This is a genomic window from Runella sp., assembly GCF_027484545.1.
Lineage (GTDB): Bacteria > Bacteroidota > Bacteroidia > Cytophagales > Spirosomataceae > Runella.
The window spans coordinates 1-19,095 of the sequence record NZ_JAIXST010000171.1 but is presented as its reverse complement, the minus strand read 5'-3'; the positions used below and the strand labels follow the sequence as shown (position 1 = coordinate 19,095).

The following is a 19,095-nucleotide window of genomic DNA, read 5'->3' as shown; positions in this document are numbered from 1 at the left end:
AAAAAATCTATGGATCAGGAAGAATTCAAAGACCAAGTAGCTATAGTAACTGGGGCAGGGCAGGGAATAGGTCTGGAAATAGCCAAACAACTTAGCCAAAAAGGGGCAGCAGTTTTGCTCAATGACTTGGATGCGGAACTTGCCCAGAATGCTGCAATAGCTATTCAAAAAATAGGAGGAAAGTGCATTGCGTACCCGGGAAATGCGGCAGATGTGGACTTTGTACGGGAGATGGTAGAAGAAGCAGTTAAGGTTTTTGGAAAACTCACTACTGTAATAGCCAATGCAGGTATGACTACCTTTGGAGATTTCTTTGATTATGAACCCGAATCTTTACAAAAACTGTTGGATTTAAATATTCGAGGTAGTTTTTTTCTAACTCAAGCGGCTGCACGGCAAATGCGTTCTCAAGGAAGTGGTGGGCGAATTTTGCTAATGTCTTCTGTAACAGGACACCAAGCCCATCAATACCTGGCGGCCTACGGAATGACCAAAGCTGCGTTGGAAATGCTGGCTAAAAGTTTGGTAATTGAGCTTTCCCCCTATCATATTACAATCAATACAGTAGCACCGGGGGCTACCATGACCGAACGGACTGCAGAAGACCCCGAGTACTCTAAAACTTGGGGGAAAATTACGCCTACGGGGCGTCCTGCTACTGTTCAGGACATTGCCCATGCTGCACTGTTTTTGGTTTCACCAATGGCAGGTCATATAACGGGTCAATCATTGGTTGTGGACGGAGGATGGACGGCCATGAGTCCTTCGCCATACGGCAACTGAAATGTTACGGAGAATTGATAACTAATGGATAAATCACTTGTTATTTTTTTTGCAACGGCAGCTATCAGTTTTGTAGGCTCATTGCAATTAGGTCCCGTCAACTTGATAGTTATTCAATCGGTTCTAAAGCGGAATCTACAGGCAGGACTATGGATAGCATTAGGTGGGTGTTTGCCAGAATTGATTTATTCTGCGGCTGCAGTAGGGGCGGGGATGTGGTTAGAAAAAAATCCCGGCATACGGAATGTATTGGAGTGGAGTGCAGTACCACTCTTATTAGGCATCGGAATTGTTATTTTTGTTACCCCTAATCGCCCCACCAATCTCGAAAAGGAACCTCAACAATCATTTTCTTTCTTAAAAGGATTGACACTTGGATTACTCAATCCACAATTGTTTCCTTATTGGCTAATAATGCTTGTACAATTTGGGATGTATAATGCATTACGAGTGCAATCACGTTTGGAACAAATTGCTTTTATATTGGGAACAGCCGTTGGAGCGTTAGGATTATTGATGGGAGCAGCTTATCTAACCTCCCATTTTAGAGAAAGCTTATTAGTACGATTGGGAACATTTAACTTCAATCGCTTTTTAGGGGCTTTATTCGTCTTATTAGCGGTGGGGCAATTGTTGAAGCTGTATTTGTAACCCTAAAAATAAAAAAGCGATGAATTGCCTAAACAATTCATCGCCTTCTGTATGTTGTTACAATTAACTGTAATCAGTAATTGGCAACTATCTCTTACCGTATTTTCTAAGGAATTTGTCAACACGACCGGCGGTATCAAGCAACGTATTTTTGCCAGTATAGAACGGGTGCGACTGTGAAGTTACCTCTGCTTTGAACACAGGATAAGTTTTACCTTCAAATTCAATGGTTTCTTTAGTAGGAGCGCAAGAGCGCGTTACGAATTTATCGTCGGTTGCTAAGTCCCAAAATACGATCTCTCTGTAATCCGGATGAATGCCTTTTTTCATTTGTGTATCAACTCTTTATGATGTTACTATGCTTTGTCTCAAAACGGGATGCAAAGATAGTAACTTTTTGAAAATCAAAAAAGTATCTAAAAAAAGAAGTTGGTAAAAAATATTTAAATTGCATCCCACAAACTAAAAATAGAATGAATCCAAGTATACACTACCGTGCCTGCAACTTGTGTGAGGCAATTTGCGGTCTCGAAATCAAATATGAAGGGAATCAAGTCATCTCAATTGCAGGGGATAAAAATGACCAATTCAGTAGAGGACATGTTTGTCCTAAGGCGGTAGCGTTAAAAGATATTTACGAAGACCCCAATCGCCTTCGACAACCGGTAAGACGAACAGAAAAAGGTTGGGAAACAATCAGTTGGCAGGAAGCTTTTGACGAAGTGGCATCTAAATTAAAAGTCATTCAGGCGCAACACAGTACTAATGCGGTTGCCATGTACGCAGGTAATCCCTCCGTTCATAATTCGGGGACTTTTTTGGCAGGAACGGGTTTAATGCGTGCTTTAAAAACAAAAAATATTTTTTCTGCCACTTCAACTGATCAGCTGCCTCATCATTTTGCGGCGTGGCAAATGTTCGGACATCCTTTTTTACTCCCCATCCCTGATATTGACCATACCGATTTTTGGTTGATTATGGGCGGGAATCCTATTGCTTCCAATGGAAGTTTGATGACCGTGCCCGATGTAGCTAACCGCCTTAAAGCCATTCAACAGCGCGGGGGAAAAGTGGTTGTGATTGACCCAAGGTTTACTGAAACGGCTGCTAAGGCCGACGAGCATCATTTTATTCGCCCTGCAACGGATGTGTTTTTATTGTTGGCAATGCTCCACGTAGTGTTTGCGGAAGGATTGGATAAATCGCCCGATGATGTCACAGGATTAGAGGCGCTCAAAGAAATTGTCGCCGAATTTTCTCCTGAAAAAGTGGAAGACCAAACAGGAATTAAGGCAGATACAATTCGGCACATTGTGCACGAATTTACAAGCGCAAAATCAGCCGTGGCGTATGGGAGAATAGGGATTTCAACTCAGGCATTTGGCGGGGCTTGTCAGTGGTTGTTGAATGCTTTCAACGTCGTTACAGGTAATATGGACAAAGTAGGCGGGGCGATGTTCACGCAGCCGGCGATGGATATTTTATCAACTTCTAAAGGTGTGTATGACAAATATAACCGTTATCAAAGTCGTGTTCGGGGTCTTCCTGAGTTTATGGGAGAATTGCCCGTTTCGGCATTAGCCGAAGAAATCCTGACGGAGGGAGAAGGGCAAATTAAGGCATTGATAACGAGTTGCGGTAATCCCATTCTTTCAACACCCAACGGAAGGCAATTAGATGTAGCTTTTGAAAAACTCGAATTTATGGTTTCGGTAGATATTTATATCAACGAAACAACGCGCCATGCTCATCTTATTTTACCACCGGCTACGGGTTTGGAAGTTTCTCATTATGATTTGACCTTCAACGCATTGGCAGTTAGAAATGTAACTCGCTTTTCGGAACCGTTATTCCCCAAATCGGATGAAGCAAAGTATGATTGGGAGATTTTTCAGGAACTGACGGCTCGCTTAACCGGGGAATATACGACTGATTTTCAAGCGCAAGACCCTCATGCCAAGGTAGATATGGGATTGCGATTTGGAGCATATAAATTAAACTTGGATGAATTAAGAAAATATCCTCACGGAATGGACTTGGGACCTTTGAAGTCCTGTTTATTTAACAGATTACAGACTATTGATAAAAAGATTCATTTAGCGCCTGACCTATTGCTCAAAGACGTAGTTCGCATCCATAAAACGTTTAACAACACGAAGTTGAGTGCTGATTTTGATTTATTGCTTATTAATCGACGTCATTTGCGTGATAACAATTCGTGGATGCACAACTCCGAACGACTCATAAAAGGTCGTAATCGCTGTACCTTGTTAATACATTCTCAGGATGCGGCACAACGTAAGATTGAAGAGGGCACTATGGTGAAAATTCGCTCTCGTGTTGGAGAAGTCCTAGTGTCGGCTAAATTGACCGATAAAATGATGCGCGGTGTTGTTTGTCTTCCACATGGTTATGGTCACGACCGTGCAGGCGTGCAGCTACCCATTGCTCAAGCCCATGCAGGCGTAAGCGTCAATGATCTGACCGATGAATTAATTTTGGATGAGCTGACAGGAAATGCGGTTTTTGGAGGAGTACCCGTTCAGGTGTACTGCTAAAATCTGTAACGAAACAAAAGCGTTAACCGGTTTGAAACCGACCAACGTTTTTGTTTCGTTACAGTAAGCTTATTATTTACAAAAAATGGTTGTTAAAAGTGCCATCTTACAAAGGCTTCCATGGCTTCATATTCAGCCAATCCGAGCTGATCGTAGAGGTGGGCTGTACCGCTGTTTCGTTCTTCGGCACGTTGCCAGAATTCACGGGAGTCATCACCCTGAAACACTACCCCGTCCTTTTGCGATTGGTGTTTGAAAATACCCATTCGTTTTTTCATTACCTGGTCAGGGCTCATTGGTACTGCCATTTCAATCTCGTGAATATCCCACTCCGCCCAAGCGCCGCGGTATAGCCATACCCAACAATCCTTCATGAAGTTTTTGTGCTTCAATTGACTCAAAGCCCCTTCGATGGCATCCCAACACACTTTGTGCGTACCATGTGGGTCGGCAAAGTCTCCTGCGGCGTAGATTTGATGAGGTTTTACTTTTTCTATTAACTCGGCAATGATTTTTACGTCTTCTGTACCGATGGGTTTTTTCTGAACAGTCCCAGTTTCGTAGAAGGGCATGTCCAAAAAGTGAAAATGTTCAGTTCCTACAAAACGACAGGTGGCTTTTGCTTCTCCGCGACGAATCAGTCCTTTTACGTAGCGAACATCAGGAGTATCTATCTCACTGTCTTTTTTCTTCTTCAAAAACGCTTTAGCGTCTTCAAAAATCTTCATTGCAGCAGGACTTTCAATTTGAAATCTCTGGTTGTAATCCACCACAAAGTCAATAAAACGAAACGCCTCATCATCAGCTACGGCAATGTTGCCCGAGGTTTGGTAAGCTACGTGTACTTCATGACCTTGGTCTACCAAACGTTGGAAAGTGCCTCCCATGGAGATAATATCATCGTCAGGGTGAGGGCTAAACAAAATTACCCGTTTTTTAGCTGGATGTGCACGCTCCGGACGATAGGTATCGTCTGCGTTGGGTTTACCTCCTGGCCAACCCGTAATGGTATGTTGTAATTGATTGAAAACATTGATATTGATATCATACGCTGAACCGTGTGCCGCCAGCATATCGCTCATCCCGTTGTCGTTGTAATCTTTAGTGGTTAACTTCAGGATGGGCTTATCGAGTGTCAAAGAAAGGTGAGTAACTGCCTTTTTAATCATGGAATTATTCCACTCAACGGTATCTACCAACCAAGGAGTTTTGACCCGGGTGAGTTCAGAAGCAGCCCGAACATCTACAAAAAAGGCAACGTTGGGATGTGCCTGCAAATAAGAGGCGGGCACTAATTCTGTCACCGGCCCTTCGACGGATGATCTGATCATCGTAGCTTTGCGCTCTCCCCATGCCAATAGAACAACTCTTTTGGCATTCATAATGGTCGAAACCCCCATGGTAATGGCTTTCTTAGGAACATTATGAAGCCCTCCAAATTCCATTGCAGTAGCTGCACGGGTAGAATGGTCAAGTGTCATCAGACGAGTACGCGAGTTGATGAGTGACCCCGGCTCATTGAATCCAATGTGGCCATTTCCACCAATCCCCAACAATTGAAAATCAATCCCTCCCATTGCATTGATTTTATTATCGTAGCGTTGGGCAAAATCATTAATCATAGCTGGGGGAACGGTTCCGTCAGGAATAAAATAATTTTCCTTAGGCATATCAACGTGGTCAAATAACTGCTCCCGCATAAAGCGCACGTAGCTGTGAATAGAATCAGGCTGCATAGGATAGTATTCGTCCAAATTGAACGAAACTACATTTCTGAAACTTAGCCCTTCTTCACGGTGCATTTTAATGAGTTGGGCATAAACTGTCTTCGGCGAAGAGCCTGTTGCTAAACCAAGAATGCAATTTTTGCCTTCTTTCTGCTTACTGCGAATCAAGTCTGCAATCTCTTGTGCTACAGCCCGAGAAGCGTCTTTAGAGTCGGCATAAATCTGCGTTGGAATTTTTTCGTAGGTGATAGCCTGACCTACCATGCCGTTTGACATACCATTGTCGGCGACTTGTGTTTGAATCATTAAAGGTTCAGTAATCATGATGCTGAAAGAAGGAGTAGTTTACGAGGCAAAGGTATCTATTTGTAAGATAATTAGCGACTTAAATTAATAAAAAAATTTAATAATAGGCAATTTAGTTGCTGACTGCGTCTATCACAGCCTTGATTTTTAGTTCGTTACTGTACGTGATTTCGTATTCGTCAGAAGGCAAAACAGAGGCCATGCTTACTTCTGATTTTCGGTAACTCATTGCTCCGCTTTTGGTAGCTTTGCCTGTTAAATGTAAAGCTTGCACACCTGTTTTAGCTAAAAGCAAAGCATTGTCAGCATTTACGCCACTTCCTGCCATAATTTCAATTCGTCCTGCTGCTTGTTGGGTTAATTGCTGAATTAAATCGCGTCCTTCCAAAGCCGTGTTTTGTTGGCCAGAGGTTAAAATTCGTTCTGCGCCCGTCTGAATGACGACCTCCAATGCTTCATAAGGATCAATAGCCATGTCAAAAGCACGATGGAAAGTGACTGCCATGGGTTTAGCCAATTCTACCAATTCTGCTGTTCGGGTTACATCTACCTTGCCGTTGGGCAGTAAAATACCCAAGACGACGCCATCTGCGCCCAGCTTTTTAGCGGTTAGAATATCACTTCGCATTACAGACAATTCTTCTTCATCGTAACAAAAATCTCCGCCGCGCGGGCGTATCATTACGTATAACTGAATGGAAAATACTGCTCTGGCTCTTTCAATAAGACCATAGCTGGGGGTAGTGCCACCTTCATATAGACCTCCACAAAGTTCTACGCGATGAGCCCCGGCACGTTGGGCATTCAAACAGGATTCAATAGAAAAAGCACAAATTTCTACTTGCATGAGTTGAAAAGGGTTGTATGGATTGATTTTCAAGAAATTAAAGCGTATTTTCGTTAGAAAATTAAACCTTTTTTGTTCAAATTTGTCCATTGGAAAGTACAAAATAAAAAAGTACAACGAAAAGATCTATCTACTATGCCGGCTTGGGATGTATTAAACGCCAAACATTTGCTATCGCGTTGCTTGTTTGGCTACTCACGCAAAGATTTGGAGAAAGCTTTGTCCTATTCGACAGTAGCAGAATTTGTTGATAAAGAATTGCTGGCAAATCGCCCTTTGCCTGTACCTCCCGGTGATTGGATAACCGAAACTCCCACTAATAATTCTCTGGAAGGTGATCGTTATCGTACAATGACGTATTGGTGGTATGACCTTATGTTGGGCGAAGGAACCAATATGCGCGAAAAAATGACCCTTTTTTGGCACAATCATTTCGTCTCTGAGCGCGACAAGGTTGGTTATCCTCAACACATGTACATCCAAAACAATCTCTTTCGGCGTTCGGCTTGGGGTAATTTTCGGCAACTTACCAAAGATGTCACGATTGACCCTGCGATGCTGATTTACTTGGATGGGCGGCTCAGCAACGGCACTACTCCCAACGAGAACTATGCCCGTGAAGTGATGGAGTTATTCACGATTGGCATCGGCAACTATACCGAGACTGATATTAAGCAAGCGGCTTTGGCATTTACAGGTTGGCAGGTAACCGGATTAAATTCAGTTTTCAATCAAAGTCGTTTTGCTAACATTAATAAAACCATTTTCGGAAAAACCGGTAATTATAAATACGGGGATGTCATTGATCTTATTCTTGAAAAACCCGAAGCTGCGGAATTTGTTTGTCGCAAACTTTTCAAAGAATTTGTGTTTTACAAACCGAATGAAACTTTTGTAAAGCAGATGGCGGATATTTTTCGTAAAAATAACTACGAGATAAAACCGGTTTTAAGATTCCTGCTTACGTCGGATGAGTTCTTTGGTGCACAATACCGAGGCGCTAAAATCAAAAACCCGATGGAAACCACTATCGGTATCCTGAAAGCATTTGATTTAACGCCTACTCAAATGACGCCTACTGCCGACTGGGCTTACATTTATTCCCAAACTCAGGCGCTTCAACAACAGCTTTTCTATCCACCAAATGTTCAGGGATGGGTAGGGCAGCGCGATTGGATAAGTTCGACTACTTTTGTGACTCGGGGAAGTCTATCTGACTATATTGTAAATACGATGGGCAATACTCGAGCTACTCAGTTTAAACTTATCAATAACCCCGTTAATTACGCCCGTACTTACAAAACTTCGGAAGATGCCGTTAAGTTGGTAGATGACATGGTAACTGTTTTTCTACAGTTTCCGATCAGTGCTGCAAAAAGACAAACCCTGATCAGTACATTATTAGGGAGTACTATTTTAGCTAACTGGTCCACGAGCACTCCCGGGGCTGAAAATCAAATAAAGGCCTTGCTGAAAGCGATTATGCGTTTACCCGAATTTCAACTGGCTTAACCCTTCCATCCTAAATTATAAAAGAACATGAACCGTAAAGAATTTTTACAGCAATTGAGCCTTTTGTCGGGTGGAGTAGCCTTTGGAATGGGAGGCACTTCGGTAAAAGCCTTTGCTCATAATCCGTTTGCTTTAAATATAGAAGCTACCAATGGCAAGATTTTAGTCTTGGTACAGCTTGCGGGAGGAAACGACGGTCTTAATACCGTAATTCCTTATGAAAATCCGATTTATTACAGCAAACGAGCCAATATAGCCGTCAAAAAAGAAAATGTACTTGTTCTCAACAGTCAAATGGGGCTAAATCCCGGTATGACGGCCATGAAAGAGCTGTACGACAGCGGTAAAATGACCGTCGTACAAAATGTAGGTTATGAAAGCCCTAACCGCTCCCATTTTCGTTCAACCGATATTTGGCTCACCGGTTCGGATGCCAATGAGATGTTGGACGAAGGCTGGGCCGGGAGATACCTGACCAAACTCTATCCGGGCTTTCCCATTCAAATACCTGCGCAACCCATGGCTATTCAATTGGGGTCGGTGGAATCTCTGCTGATTCAGTCGGATTTGGGTTCGACAGGAGTAGCATTTAGTAATCCTACTAATTTTTACAACCTCGTTACAGGAACGACCGTTGATAATGAGCCTGTTCCCGAGACTTTGGCGGGTGAAGAGTTGAAGTTCATGCGTCAGATTGCCACTCAGTCGGTTGCGTATTCTGATATTATCAAGAAAAAATGGGACAGTGCTGCAAAAAACCTCTATACCTACCCTACCACTAACTTAGCCAATCAATTAAAAATTGTAGGAGAGTTGATTGGCGGGGGGCTGCAAACGCCCATTTATTTAACTACGATTGGCGGATTCGATACCCATGCCAACCAAGTGGTTGCCAATGCTACCAATACCGGTACGCATACGACTCTCCTCAAAACAGTTTCGGATGCCGTAGCCGCTTTTCAGAAAGATTTAGAAAAACGAGGTTTGGCCGATAAGGTTGTCGTCATGACATTTTCAGAGTTTGGTCGGCGGGTTACTCAAAACGGTACAATGGGTACCGATCACGGTTCGGCAGCTCCAGTATTTGTTGTTGGAAGCGGTGTAAGAGGCGGTATCTTAGGCCGTAACCCTGTTCTTAGTGATTTGGATGGTAATGGTGACATAAAATTCGAATATGATTTCCGCCAAATCTATACCAGTATTCTGGAAGACCACCTTGGAGTAGAAGCACAGGTATCTCGCAGTATCATGGGCAACAAAGACTTTACGGGACTTCCTATTTTCAAAATGGCCACCAGTACCTTATTGGTGAGCAATCAGGATTTTACCTTTGATATAAATGCTGCCAACCCATTCATTACCTATACAAGTGTAGCCTATTCACTTAAAAAACAGATGAATGTGAAAATAGCATTGTATGATATGTTGGGACGTGAAGTTTCCATTTTACGTCAGGGAAATATGGGGGCAGGGGTTTATATGGAAATCATTGAAGGAAATCGTCTTGTGCCCGGTCATTATCTTTGCGCAATGCAGTGTGATGCAGGACAAAAGGTAGTTCGCATCATAAAGGCGTAATCATAAAATAAAATGAGCCGTTGCCTGAAACCTTTCCGCACGTGCGGAAAGGTTTTGTGTTTTTGCTGTTGCAACAAAATTAACTGGTAAACGTTCTTAAATTTGGTACAATTTTGGCAAACTATTCGTTGGGGTAGAAGTAAATAGATTAGGATACAGATGTTTTTGCAAATGAAAGTGAACACAATACGACTATTTTCAAGCGCAGCAATTGCCATTTTCACGCTTACCATTGCGCAGGGGCAAACTACGCCCGAAAAAAAGGCGACAAGGGCTGAAAAATTCAAAGAAAGAAAAGCGCAGGCAGACAGTTTACTTCAAAAAGCGGGGATTTCCACTCCGGACTTGGGGGTAGGAGCAACTGTGGCAGGAAAATCTATAAAACCTTCAGACGCAAAAGACTTTTTTACGGAAAAATTGCCTGATTTAGGGCTGAAAGTCAAAGAATTTCGTAAACAGGAAAAAGCCCGCCGGCTGAAAAAGAAAAAATACCATACCGATTACGAAGGACTTTCCATTGTTAAGATGACGACAAGTACTGGAAGCGGTGACCGCATCACACAGACGGAATTTCACGTATTAAAAACCTATCTTCAACCACGCACCTACGATGGACTGGAAGTGTTTTGGTACGATAACCGTAATCGAATTGTGAGTAAATCGGCTATAAAAGACAAAGACGCCGCACAGATTCTCCACGGTCCTTATAAGCGATATGTCTCAGGAAATCTGGTAGAAGAAGGCAATTATCACATAGGAACTAAAGATGGACGTTGGGAAACATACGACGCTGATTATCGGTTGTTGGATAAAACCAAATGGAATCAGGGTTTTCCCGCAGAATCTATTATCAGTTACTATGATTCTGCTCATACCAAAGTGCGTGAAGTGATTCCGATTCAATACGGCAAACGGAAAGGTGATTATCTGATGTTTTACGATGGCGGTCAACTAATGGTGAAAGGCCAATACGATAATGATTTTCCGGTAGGAACTTGGAATGAATACTATCAATACCGCCGTCAACGCAAAAAACTGACGCGTTATCCTCGTTATTGGTACGAAGATGGCGAAGGCATTCTTATCAGCGAATGGGACGAAAAAGGCAAGCTTATCTATGAACGTCCCAAAGACACAGCCACGGATACCGACGAAACAGAAAAATAATAGAAGCCTGTTCGGTTTGTCCTGATTATCAGTAGAAACCCGACAGGCTTTTTTATGTAAAATTATTGTTTGCAACAAAGTTGCATTTGAGTTACCTTTGTGAAAAATACGTAAAAATTGAATCGTTGGTTACTGCTTGGGGTACTGTTATTGGGAGGGTTGGGAACACACTCATTGTTCGCCCAATCACTCACTGATTGTCATTGTCTGATAAAAGGGGTGGTGAAAGACCGTGAAACCCGTCAACCCATTGCCGGAGCTGTTCTAATTCTAAAAGAAACAGGTCGGAATGCGATAACCGACGCCCAAGGACAATATAAAATTGAGCAGCTTTGTCAGGGAACTTACGTGTTGGAGTGCCGAATTGTGGGTTACAAAGTCATTAAAACAACGATTTCGCTCCAACACAGTGCTGAAGAAGATATTAATCTCAATGAAGACGAAGTTCATCTTCAGGATGTCGAGATTGTAGCTCGGCGTATTCAGGCACCTTTAACTCAAAAAAGTACGGTTTTACAAGGTCAGGCGCTTGAACAAACAAGAGGGCAGACCTTGGGCGATGCACTTAAACAAATTACGGGAGTCACTGTTCTTCAGACAGGGGCTTCCATTTCTAAGCCCGTGATTCATGGCCTGCACAGCAATCGGGTGCTGATTATGAACAACGGTATTCGACAGGAAGGACAGCAATGGGGCTCTGAACACGCGCCCGAAATAGACCCCTTTATTGCTAAAAGAATGACGGTAGTGAAAGGAGCCGCAGGAGTACGATATGGATCAGATGCCATTGGTGGTGTTATACTGGTTGAGCCGGAAGAGCTGCCAAAGAACGGTAAAATCAACGGTGAACTCAATACGGCTGCATTTTCCAACGCTCGTATGGGGGTAGTTTCCGGTACATTGCAGGGAGGAATCCCTAAGTGGGAAGGATTTGGTTGGCGAATTCAGGGAACGCTTAAAAACGGAGGAAACATCCGAACGCCTGATTATTTTCTGGCAAATACGGGCATACAGGAACAAAACTTTTCAGTAACAGCGGGCTACCGAACCGGAAAGGTCGGAGTGGAAGCTTTTTACAGTCAATTTCAAACCAATGTAGGCATTTTCTCGGGTTCGCACATCGGCAGTACTTCCGATTTGCTTAATGTCATTAAAAATGGAGAGCCTTTTATTAAAGTGGATTTCAATCGCCAAATCGAACGACCGAACCAACTGATTAGCCACAATTTGCTGAAAATTAAGACGTTCCGAAATTTCAATGGCAATCGATTGAATTTGATTGTAGGGCGGCAATATAACCGTCGAGCTGAATATGATTTACACGGACCACAAGCAACCACCAACCCTGCACTTTTATTTCGGTTAACGACTTTTACGGGCGATTTAACCTTTGAACATAAACCGATAGCCAGTAAAGTGAACGGCCAAGTGGGTCTAAGCGGTTTGTACCAATATAATTTTACGGATGGGCGGCCGCTTATTCCTGATTTTGAGCAAAAAAATCTTGGTTTGTTTTTGATTGAGCGTGTTGTTCATCAAAAGTGGGAATGGGAGGCCGGAGTAAGGTATGATTGGAGAAAATTAGACGTTTTTCAATTTATTGGAACGACGTTGGACCCTCGTCTACACTACTTTGGTAGTTGGTCAGGCACATCAGGAGTGGTACATACAGCAAGAGAAGGGCTTTCTTTTCGGGTCAATTTTGGGACAGCTTGGCGACCGCCTAACCCAAGCGAATTATACAGCAAGGGTGTGCACCACGGGGCCGCCGCCTACGAAGAAGGCGACGACCAATTGAAACCCGAAGTAGCGTACAATTTGATCGGCAGTGTTGATTATACTCACAAGCGCTTTCGGGCTGAATTAGGAGTTTATCGAAATTTGATTCAGAATTTTATTTACCTTAAACCTCAGGCAGAACCCATTTTAACAATACGGGGTGCTTTCCCCTATTTTAAAAATGTTCAAACGCAGGCAGTTTTTACGGGCATTGATGTAGATACTGAATGGGAAATCATCACTAACAAACTCATACATACTCAAAAATTGGCCTATTTACGTGCTTACGACCTTCGACAAAACAATTATTTGGTATTAATTCCCGCCAATCGTCTTGAAAGTGGACTGCGTTGGCAATTGGGAAAAGCATTGAAATGTGATAACACGTATTTCTCATTAAATCATCTTTGGGTAGACAGGCAGCGGCGTGTACCGCCCAACAGCGATTTCATGGAGCCGCCTGCGGCCTATCATCTCTGGTCAGTAGTTGCAGGGGGAGATTTGCCTTTATCCAAAGGGAAAGTTCTTCAATGGAGCATTACAGTACAAAATCTGTTCGATACTGCTTATCGAGATTATCTTAATAGATTTAGATACTACGCGATTGAGCAAGGCAGGAATAGTTCAGTTCGATTAAAATGGAGCTTTTAAAAACCAATAGTTCAAACTTATTTTTCATCAAAAATGAAGCAATTACCTACGAAAGTACCCTTGTTTTTGGCAATTTTATTATTCATTGGGGGATGTGGTAAAAAAGAACAGCCTACTCCGGCTGAAGAAAACGAATTGATCACTACTGTACGCCTGAAGTTTACCGAAAACGGAACGACCAACACCCAAACGTTTCAATGGAAAGATTTGGATGGAGACGGAGGAAATGCGCCGACAATCACCTCTATTGTTTTACGTGCAAGCCGTACTTATAAACTGGATGTAGAATTTCTGGATGAAAGCAGCACACCTGCCGTTAATAAAACAGCTGATATTCAATCCGAAGCTGACAAACATTTAATCGCATTTACACCTATCCCTTCCAGTTTGTTTACCTATACTGCAGGAGATAAAGACAGTCGCAATTTTCCTTTAGGACTTACGGGCACTGTCATAACGAGTTTTACCAATATGGGAACATTACGAGTTCAGTTGCGTCATCAACCTCCAATCAATGGGCAACCAGTTAAAAATGGCACTATCACACCTGGGAGCGACGACGTAAACGTGACTTTTAGCATCACAGTAGCTCCCTAATGCACTTACTACCCTGATAAAGCCAGTTATATCTAAAAAAAAGAACCGAAGTGGCTGATTATAGCGACTTTATTAGTACTTTTGCGGTCTTAATTTTTTGAGGTGTCTTTTAGATAAAAAGATATATGAAACTGTCTGAGTTTAAGTTTGACCTTCCCCAGAGCCTAATTGCGCTCTATCCTGCCGACCGTGGCGAATCCCGCCTAATGGTGGTAAATCGTCAAACTAAGAAAATTGAACACAAGAAATTCTCCGAAATCATAGATTACTTTAGTGAAGGTGATGTAATGGTTGTTAATGACACTAAAGTTTTTCCGGCTCGTTTGTATGGCCAAAAGGAAAAAACAGGTGCCAAAATCGAAGTATTTTTATTGCGTGAATTGAATCGAGAAATGCGTCTTTGGGATGTACTTGTTGATCCCGCCCGTAAAATTCGGGTAGGTAACAAGCTGTATTTCGGCGATAGCGATTTAGTGGCGGAAGTCATTGATAATACCACGTCTCGCGGACGTACGATTCGGTTTTTATACGATGGAAATCACGAAGAGTTGATGCGCGCAATCGATGAATTGGGTGAAACACCACTACCCCGTGACATAAATCGTAAGGTAGAAGATGCTGACCGTGAGCGTTATCAAACTATTTTTGCGCAACATGTGGGGGCTGTCGCTGCTCCTACGGCGGGTATGCACTTTACAAAAGTCATTCAACGACGCATGGAAATAAAGGGTATTCACTTTACTCCAATTACATTGCATGTAGGAGTGGGAACATTCCGCCAAGTGGATGTAGAAGACTTGACCAAACACAAAACTGATTCAGAAAACTTCGCTATTACCGACGCCAGTGCTCAGATAATTAATCAGGCGCTGGATAACAACAAAAAAGTTTGTGCTATTGGTACTACGTCGCTTAAAGCACTTGAATCATCTGTGTCGGCGAATAACCGCGTTAAATCATTTGAAGGATGGACCGATAAATTTATTTTCCCTCCCTACGATTTCAAGATTTCCAATTGCCTGTTGACCAACTTTCATTTACCCGAATCTATTTTAATGATGATGACTTCTGCTTTTGGAGGCCATGAACTTATTAAAGAAGCGTATGATATAGCGATGCAGGAGAAATATAAGTTTTTCAGCTACGGCGATGCAATGTTGATTCTTTAATCAAATGACGAAATTTGCCATTGTCGTAGCCGGAGGAAGCGGTACAAGAATGGGTAAGAAAACTCCCAAACAATTTATGTTGATAGGAGGGAAGCCCATTCTGATTCATACGTTAGAGCGGTTTATCGCGTATGACTCTTCTCTTCAAATTATTCTGGTTCTCCCGGCTAACGAAATGAAGGCTTGGTACGCACTGTGTGATAAGCATAAATTTTACCCTGCTATTGTGACTGTTACGGGAGGTAACAGCCGCTTTCAATCCGTTAAAAATGGACTGAAAAGAATTACTGCCAAAGAAGGATTAGTAGCCGTCCACGATGGGGTTCGGCCTTTTGTAACTCCTGAAATCATTGCTAAAGGTTTTGAAATTGCTGCCGAAAAGGGAGCCGCAGTTACGAGTGTTCCCTTAAAAGATTCTTTGCGATTGGCTGAGGAAAATGGTACGAATCAGGCCGTTGACCGTACGGGTTATCGTCTTATTCAAACTCCCCAAACATTTCGATTGGATTGGATGCGACTTGCGTTCGATACCCCTGAGCAAGGTTCGTTTACCGACTGTGCCAGTGTTATTAACCATGTAGGTTATCCTACTACACTTGTTGAAGGCGCGTACGAAAATATTAAGATTACAACTCCCGAAGATTTATTATGGGCCGAAGCTTTTTTGGTTCATGAGCCGGCAGATGATGAATCGGAGTAAATTAGATTTGCAGGTATGTTTCAGTCTGTTATTTTTACCGAGAATTACTGCCTATTGATTGTAAACTGCAAGTATTCCTTTGCAAAATCGTCTCTCCGTCGAAGCTTATGTAGAAGGGGTATTGTCGGGCAACCGAATGATACTCAGCCGGGCCATTACACTTATTGAGAGTCAATTACCTTCCGATAAAATCCTGTCACAACAAGTTCTCGAACAAATTCTTCCACATGCCGGTTATGCCATGCGCATTGGCATTACAGGTGTACCCGGTGTAGGAAAGAGTACCTTTATTGAATCTTTTGGAAAACAGCTGACAGCTTCAGGGAAAAAACTGGCTGTGTTGGCCATTGACCCTACAAGTCAACGCTCTAAAGGAAGTATTATGGGTGATAAAACCCGTATGGAAGAGCTTGCTCATGATCCTTTGGCTTACATTCGCCCTTCTCCTTCGGGTGGTTCATTGGGAGGAGTGGCCAACAAAACACGCGAAACAATGCTTCTCTGTGAAGCCGCAGGCTTTGATGTGGTATTTGTAGAGACGGTAGGCGTGGGGCAATCAGAAACGTTAGTGAAAGGAATGGTGGATTTCTTCCTGCTTTTGATGCTTGCAGGCGCGGGAGATGAGCTTCAGGGAATTAAAAAGGGGATTATGGAAATGGCTGATGCAGTGGTGATTACGAAAGCTGATGGGGAGAATCAAACGGCAACCCAACGAGCCGTAGCTGAATACCAAAATGCGTTTCATTTGTTTCCACCTGCCGAGAATAGTTGGTTTCCACAAGTAAAAACTTGTTCAGCACTTGAAAAAAGAGGATTGAGTGAAATTTGGGAAATGATATCGGATTATTATTCATTGGTAAGAAGTAATGGAGCATATCTACAAAATCGCCAACGCCAAAATTTGGAATGGATGTACAGCCTCATTCGCTATGCGTTAGAAGAACAGTTTTATCACCATTTGGAAGTTAAAGAAAAGCTGCCTGAGATAGAAGCAAATGTCCAAAACGAAAAATGGCTGCCCATTCGAGCAGCCACTTATCTATTGGATATTTTTAAGCATTGATTCCTATTTCAGTATTCGAACCGTCAAAGGAACACATTTGCCCGGAGGGCAAGGATTGGGGTCCGGACCTCCTGTTACTGCTACCGACGCACTTCCCTGACCGCTTCCTGCGCCACATGCACCTGTTACACTTTGGATGGTATAACTTGTATTTTGGGTAGGTGATACCGAAAGTGTCTTACTGGGGTCAACAGAGGTAAGTGTTACCGTTCCTGCACCTCCACTTATTACCACTGTAGCGGGAAGTACATTATTTTGGGAAGTGATAACCAGATTGGCACTGCCTCCCGAAGCAATTGTTCCGCCTCCCGACAAGGTAACTATAGGTGCAGTACAAGGGGCTAACGTAACTGTGGCAGTACCTTGTCCGCTTCCCGTACCGCATTCTCCTGACACGCTTTGAATGGTATAACTTGTATTTTGGGTGGGTGATACCGAAAGTGTCTTACTGGGATCAACAGAGGTAAGGGTTACTGTTCCTGCACCTCCGCTTATTACCACTGTAGCGGGAAGTACATTATTTTGGGAAGTGATAACCAGATTGGCACTGCCTCCCGAAGCAATTGTTCCGCCTCCTGATAATGTGGCTATCGGCGTTGTTGGGCATTGATTGGTAATCGAAGTCAAAGAGCCTTGAGATATTTCCAGTGTTGATGAAAGTCCTGCTGGGTTCAATGGATTAGGAAACGCTCGGGTTACGACGGTAGATGGCTGGGAGGCATTAATAGATAAACTGTAGCATTTTGTCTGATTAGCAGCTGCTATGCCAAATCTAAGGCACGCAATTGGCATCCAATTTGTTCCAACGGTTGTACCCGCGCCATTTCGCCCATTATTCACGATATTAAGACTTACGATTGTTGAATTAGCACCTACTGTGGGTACTAAATCTACAAAAGAATAAATGTTAGTATCATGAAAATTAGAATAACTATTAATGACCGGAGCAACGAGTTGATTGTTTTGGAAAGCGAGGTAAATATTAGCACTCCCCATTACAAACGCGCTATCGGCAGAGGTCGCTCGAATCTCTAAACAGACTTTTACGGAATCTTTTACACAGTCGAAAGAATTATGTACAAGCCGTACTTCATAACGTCCCGCAGATGTTTGAGCTTTGGCAAGCGTAGATAGTACTAATAGGCTTGCAATAATAAAAAGAGATTGAGTTAGAAACTTTTTCATAAGAAATGAAAAATTTGGTCCAATTTTTGAGAGGAGATGTTTTATCTCCTTGGTTTATAGTGCAATAAATGTGCCAATTTTAAAAAGTAATTCCGGAAAACTTACCATTGTTCCTTCTCCATATTGTATCATCATTGGCATTAATATTTCCATCCAGATTAAAATCAGTAAGCTGATAACGAGGAAATTTGCCATTGTCGGTTCTCCAAATAGTAGCATCGTTTGCATTGATTTCAGAGAAAGACGCCTTACTGCAATCTCCCGCAAATAGACAATAGACTGATCCTACTTTTTGTTGACCAGAAGAAGGGACGTTTATTGGAATATAGGACTGCTGAAGCGTAAAATCATACGTAATTTTATTGGCTACAATGGCAATAGGCTGATGAGAGGCTGCTCCAATGTGTGACCTGTGTTCGACTACAACGGAATAAGACTGGGACGGGTTGAGTAAGGGACATGCTGATACAAGGGTAACCGTTCCCGTTTTTCGAAGTAAAGCAGCCGATTTGTAAACGACCGAATTGGCATCGCTTATGTTTGTTCTTAACGAAACGAGTACCCAATCTACTACATCGCTATCATAACTGCTCACTGTTTCAGTGCCTGAATAATTCGAGGGCGCAGCTTTATAGGGTTGTCCTGCCGGGGTAGCAACGCCAAAAGGACTCACTGGAGTTTGACCAGGAAGAAGGCCCTGCTGATTAGGGTGATTGCATCAAGTGTTAAGTTGGTTTAACAGGGTTTTAAGGTAAGCATCGTCGCGAGCGGCTTTCTTTCGCTTACGAGCCAAACTCATTTCAGTCGGCTCTCGCTTTAAGA

The 19,095-nt window shown here is 42.8% G+C and carries 16 protein-coding genes; 11 read left to right on the top strand and 5 right to left on the bottom strand.

From position 1 onward, the window contains the following. Window positions 1–9 precede the first annotated feature (9 nt). Complete coding sequence (locus Q0081_RS16300) at window positions 10–783, top strand: SDR family NAD(P)-dependent oxidoreductase (RefSeq protein ID WP_298355368.1); 774 nt, start codon at window positions 10–12, stop codon at window positions 781–783. Window positions 784–807: 24 nt separating this feature from the next. Then, complete coding sequence (locus Q0081_RS16295; RefSeq protein ID WP_298355367.1) at window positions 808–1,434, top strand: LysE family translocator; 627 nt, start codon at window positions 808–810, stop codon at window positions 1,432–1,434. Window positions 1,435–1,521: 87 nt separating this feature from the next. Here Q0081_RS16295 and Q0081_RS16290 read toward each other — a convergent pair whose 3' ends face one another. Then, the gene (locus tag Q0081_RS16290) at window positions 1,522–1,764 is read right to left on the bottom strand and encodes a type B 50S ribosomal protein L31 (RefSeq protein WP_298355365.1); all 243 of its coding nucleotides are present in this window, start codon (window positions 1,762–1,764) and stop codon (window positions 1,522–1,524) included. Window positions 1,765–1,907: 143 nt separating this feature from the next. Here Q0081_RS16290 and Q0081_RS16285 point away from each other — a divergent pair, with 143 nt between their 5' ends. Continuing rightward, window positions 1,908–3,992, top strand: a complete 2,085-nt coding sequence (locus Q0081_RS16285; RefSeq protein ID WP_298355363.1) for a molybdopterin oxidoreductase family protein — start codon at window positions 1,908–1,910, stop codon at window positions 3,990–3,992. A gap of 92 nt (window positions 3,993–4,084) precedes the next feature. On the opposite strand, the gene nagB is transcribed toward Q0081_RS16285, so the two are convergent. Further along, complete coding sequence (nagB, locus tag Q0081_RS16280) at window positions 4,085–6,025, bottom strand: glucosamine-6-phosphate deaminase (RefSeq protein ID WP_298355360.1); 1,941 nt, start codon at window positions 6,023–6,025, stop codon at window positions 4,085–4,087. A gap of 112 nt (window positions 6,026–6,137) precedes the next feature. Continuing rightward, window positions 6,138–6,872, bottom strand: coding sequence for a copper homeostasis protein CutC (locus tag Q0081_RS16275; protein ID WP_298355358.1), 735 nt, complete (start codon window positions 6,870–6,872; stop codon window positions 6,138–6,140). Window positions 6,873–6,944: 72 nt separating this feature from the next. Between Q0081_RS16275 and Q0081_RS16270 the strand changes: the two genes are divergently transcribed. The 8 genes from Q0081_RS16270 to meaB all read left to right on the top strand — a co-directional run bounded on the left by Q0081_RS16270 (window position 6,945) and on the right by meaB (window position 17,088). After that, entirely contained in the window at window positions 6,945–8,384 is a 1,440-nt protein-coding gene (locus Q0081_RS16270; protein WP_298355356.1) for a DUF1800 family protein, read from the top strand. 27 nt (window positions 8,385–8,411) lie between these two features. Further along, a complete protein-coding gene (locus Q0081_RS16265) occupies window positions 8,412–9,962 on the top strand; it encodes a DUF1501 domain-containing protein (RefSeq protein ID WP_298355354.1) in 1,551 nt (516 codons plus the stop codon). A gap of 171 nt (window positions 9,963–10,133) precedes the next feature. Beyond that, window positions 10,134–11,129, top strand: a complete 996-nt coding sequence (locus Q0081_RS16260; RefSeq protein ID WP_298355352.1) for a toxin-antitoxin system YwqK family antitoxin — start codon at window positions 10,134–10,136, stop codon at window positions 11,127–11,129. 117 nt (window positions 11,130–11,246) lie between these two features. Next, a complete protein-coding gene (locus tag Q0081_RS16255; protein WP_298355351.1) occupies window positions 11,247–13,559 on the top strand; it encodes a TonB-dependent receptor in 2,313 nt (770 codons plus the stop codon). 33 nt (window positions 13,560–13,592) lie between these two features. Next, a complete protein-coding gene (locus tag Q0081_RS16250; protein ID WP_298355349.1) occupies window positions 13,593–14,156 on the top strand; it encodes a hypothetical protein in 564 nt (187 codons plus the stop codon). A 125-nt stretch (window positions 14,157–14,281) separates the two neighbouring features. After that, a complete protein-coding gene (gene queA, locus Q0081_RS16245) occupies window positions 14,282–15,325 on the top strand; it encodes a tRNA preQ1(34) S-adenosylmethionine ribosyltransferase-isomerase QueA (protein ID WP_298355347.1) in 1,044 nt (347 codons plus the stop codon). A 4-nt stretch (window positions 15,326–15,329) separates the two neighbouring features. Continuing rightward, complete coding sequence (locus tag Q0081_RS16240) at window positions 15,330–16,025, top strand: 2-C-methyl-D-erythritol 4-phosphate cytidylyltransferase (protein ID WP_298355345.1); 696 nt, start codon at window positions 15,330–15,332, stop codon at window positions 16,023–16,025. A 79-nt stretch (window positions 16,026–16,104) separates the two neighbouring features. Then, window positions 16,105–17,088 (top strand): methylmalonyl Co-A mutase-associated GTPase MeaB, encoded by a 984-nt coding sequence (meaB, locus tag Q0081_RS16235; protein ID WP_298355343.1) that lies wholly within the window; start codon window positions 16,105–16,107, stop codon window positions 17,086–17,088. Between the two features lie 3 nt (window positions 17,089–17,091). Here the strand turns inward: meaB and Q0081_RS16230 are convergent, their stop codons facing one another. Together Q0081_RS16230 and Q0081_RS16225 are read right to left on the bottom strand one after the other, a co-directional pair. Next, on the bottom strand, window positions 17,092–18,273 hold the full coding sequence (locus Q0081_RS16230; protein ID WP_298355341.1) for a hypothetical protein: 1,182 nt from the start codon (window positions 18,271–18,273) through the stop codon (window positions 17,092–17,094). Between the two features lie 79 nt (window positions 18,274–18,352). Further along, complete coding sequence (locus Q0081_RS16225) at window positions 18,353–18,946, bottom strand: hypothetical protein (protein ID WP_298355339.1); 594 nt, start codon at window positions 18,944–18,946, stop codon at window positions 18,353–18,355. Between the last annotated feature and the right edge of the window lie 149 nt (window positions 18,947–19,095).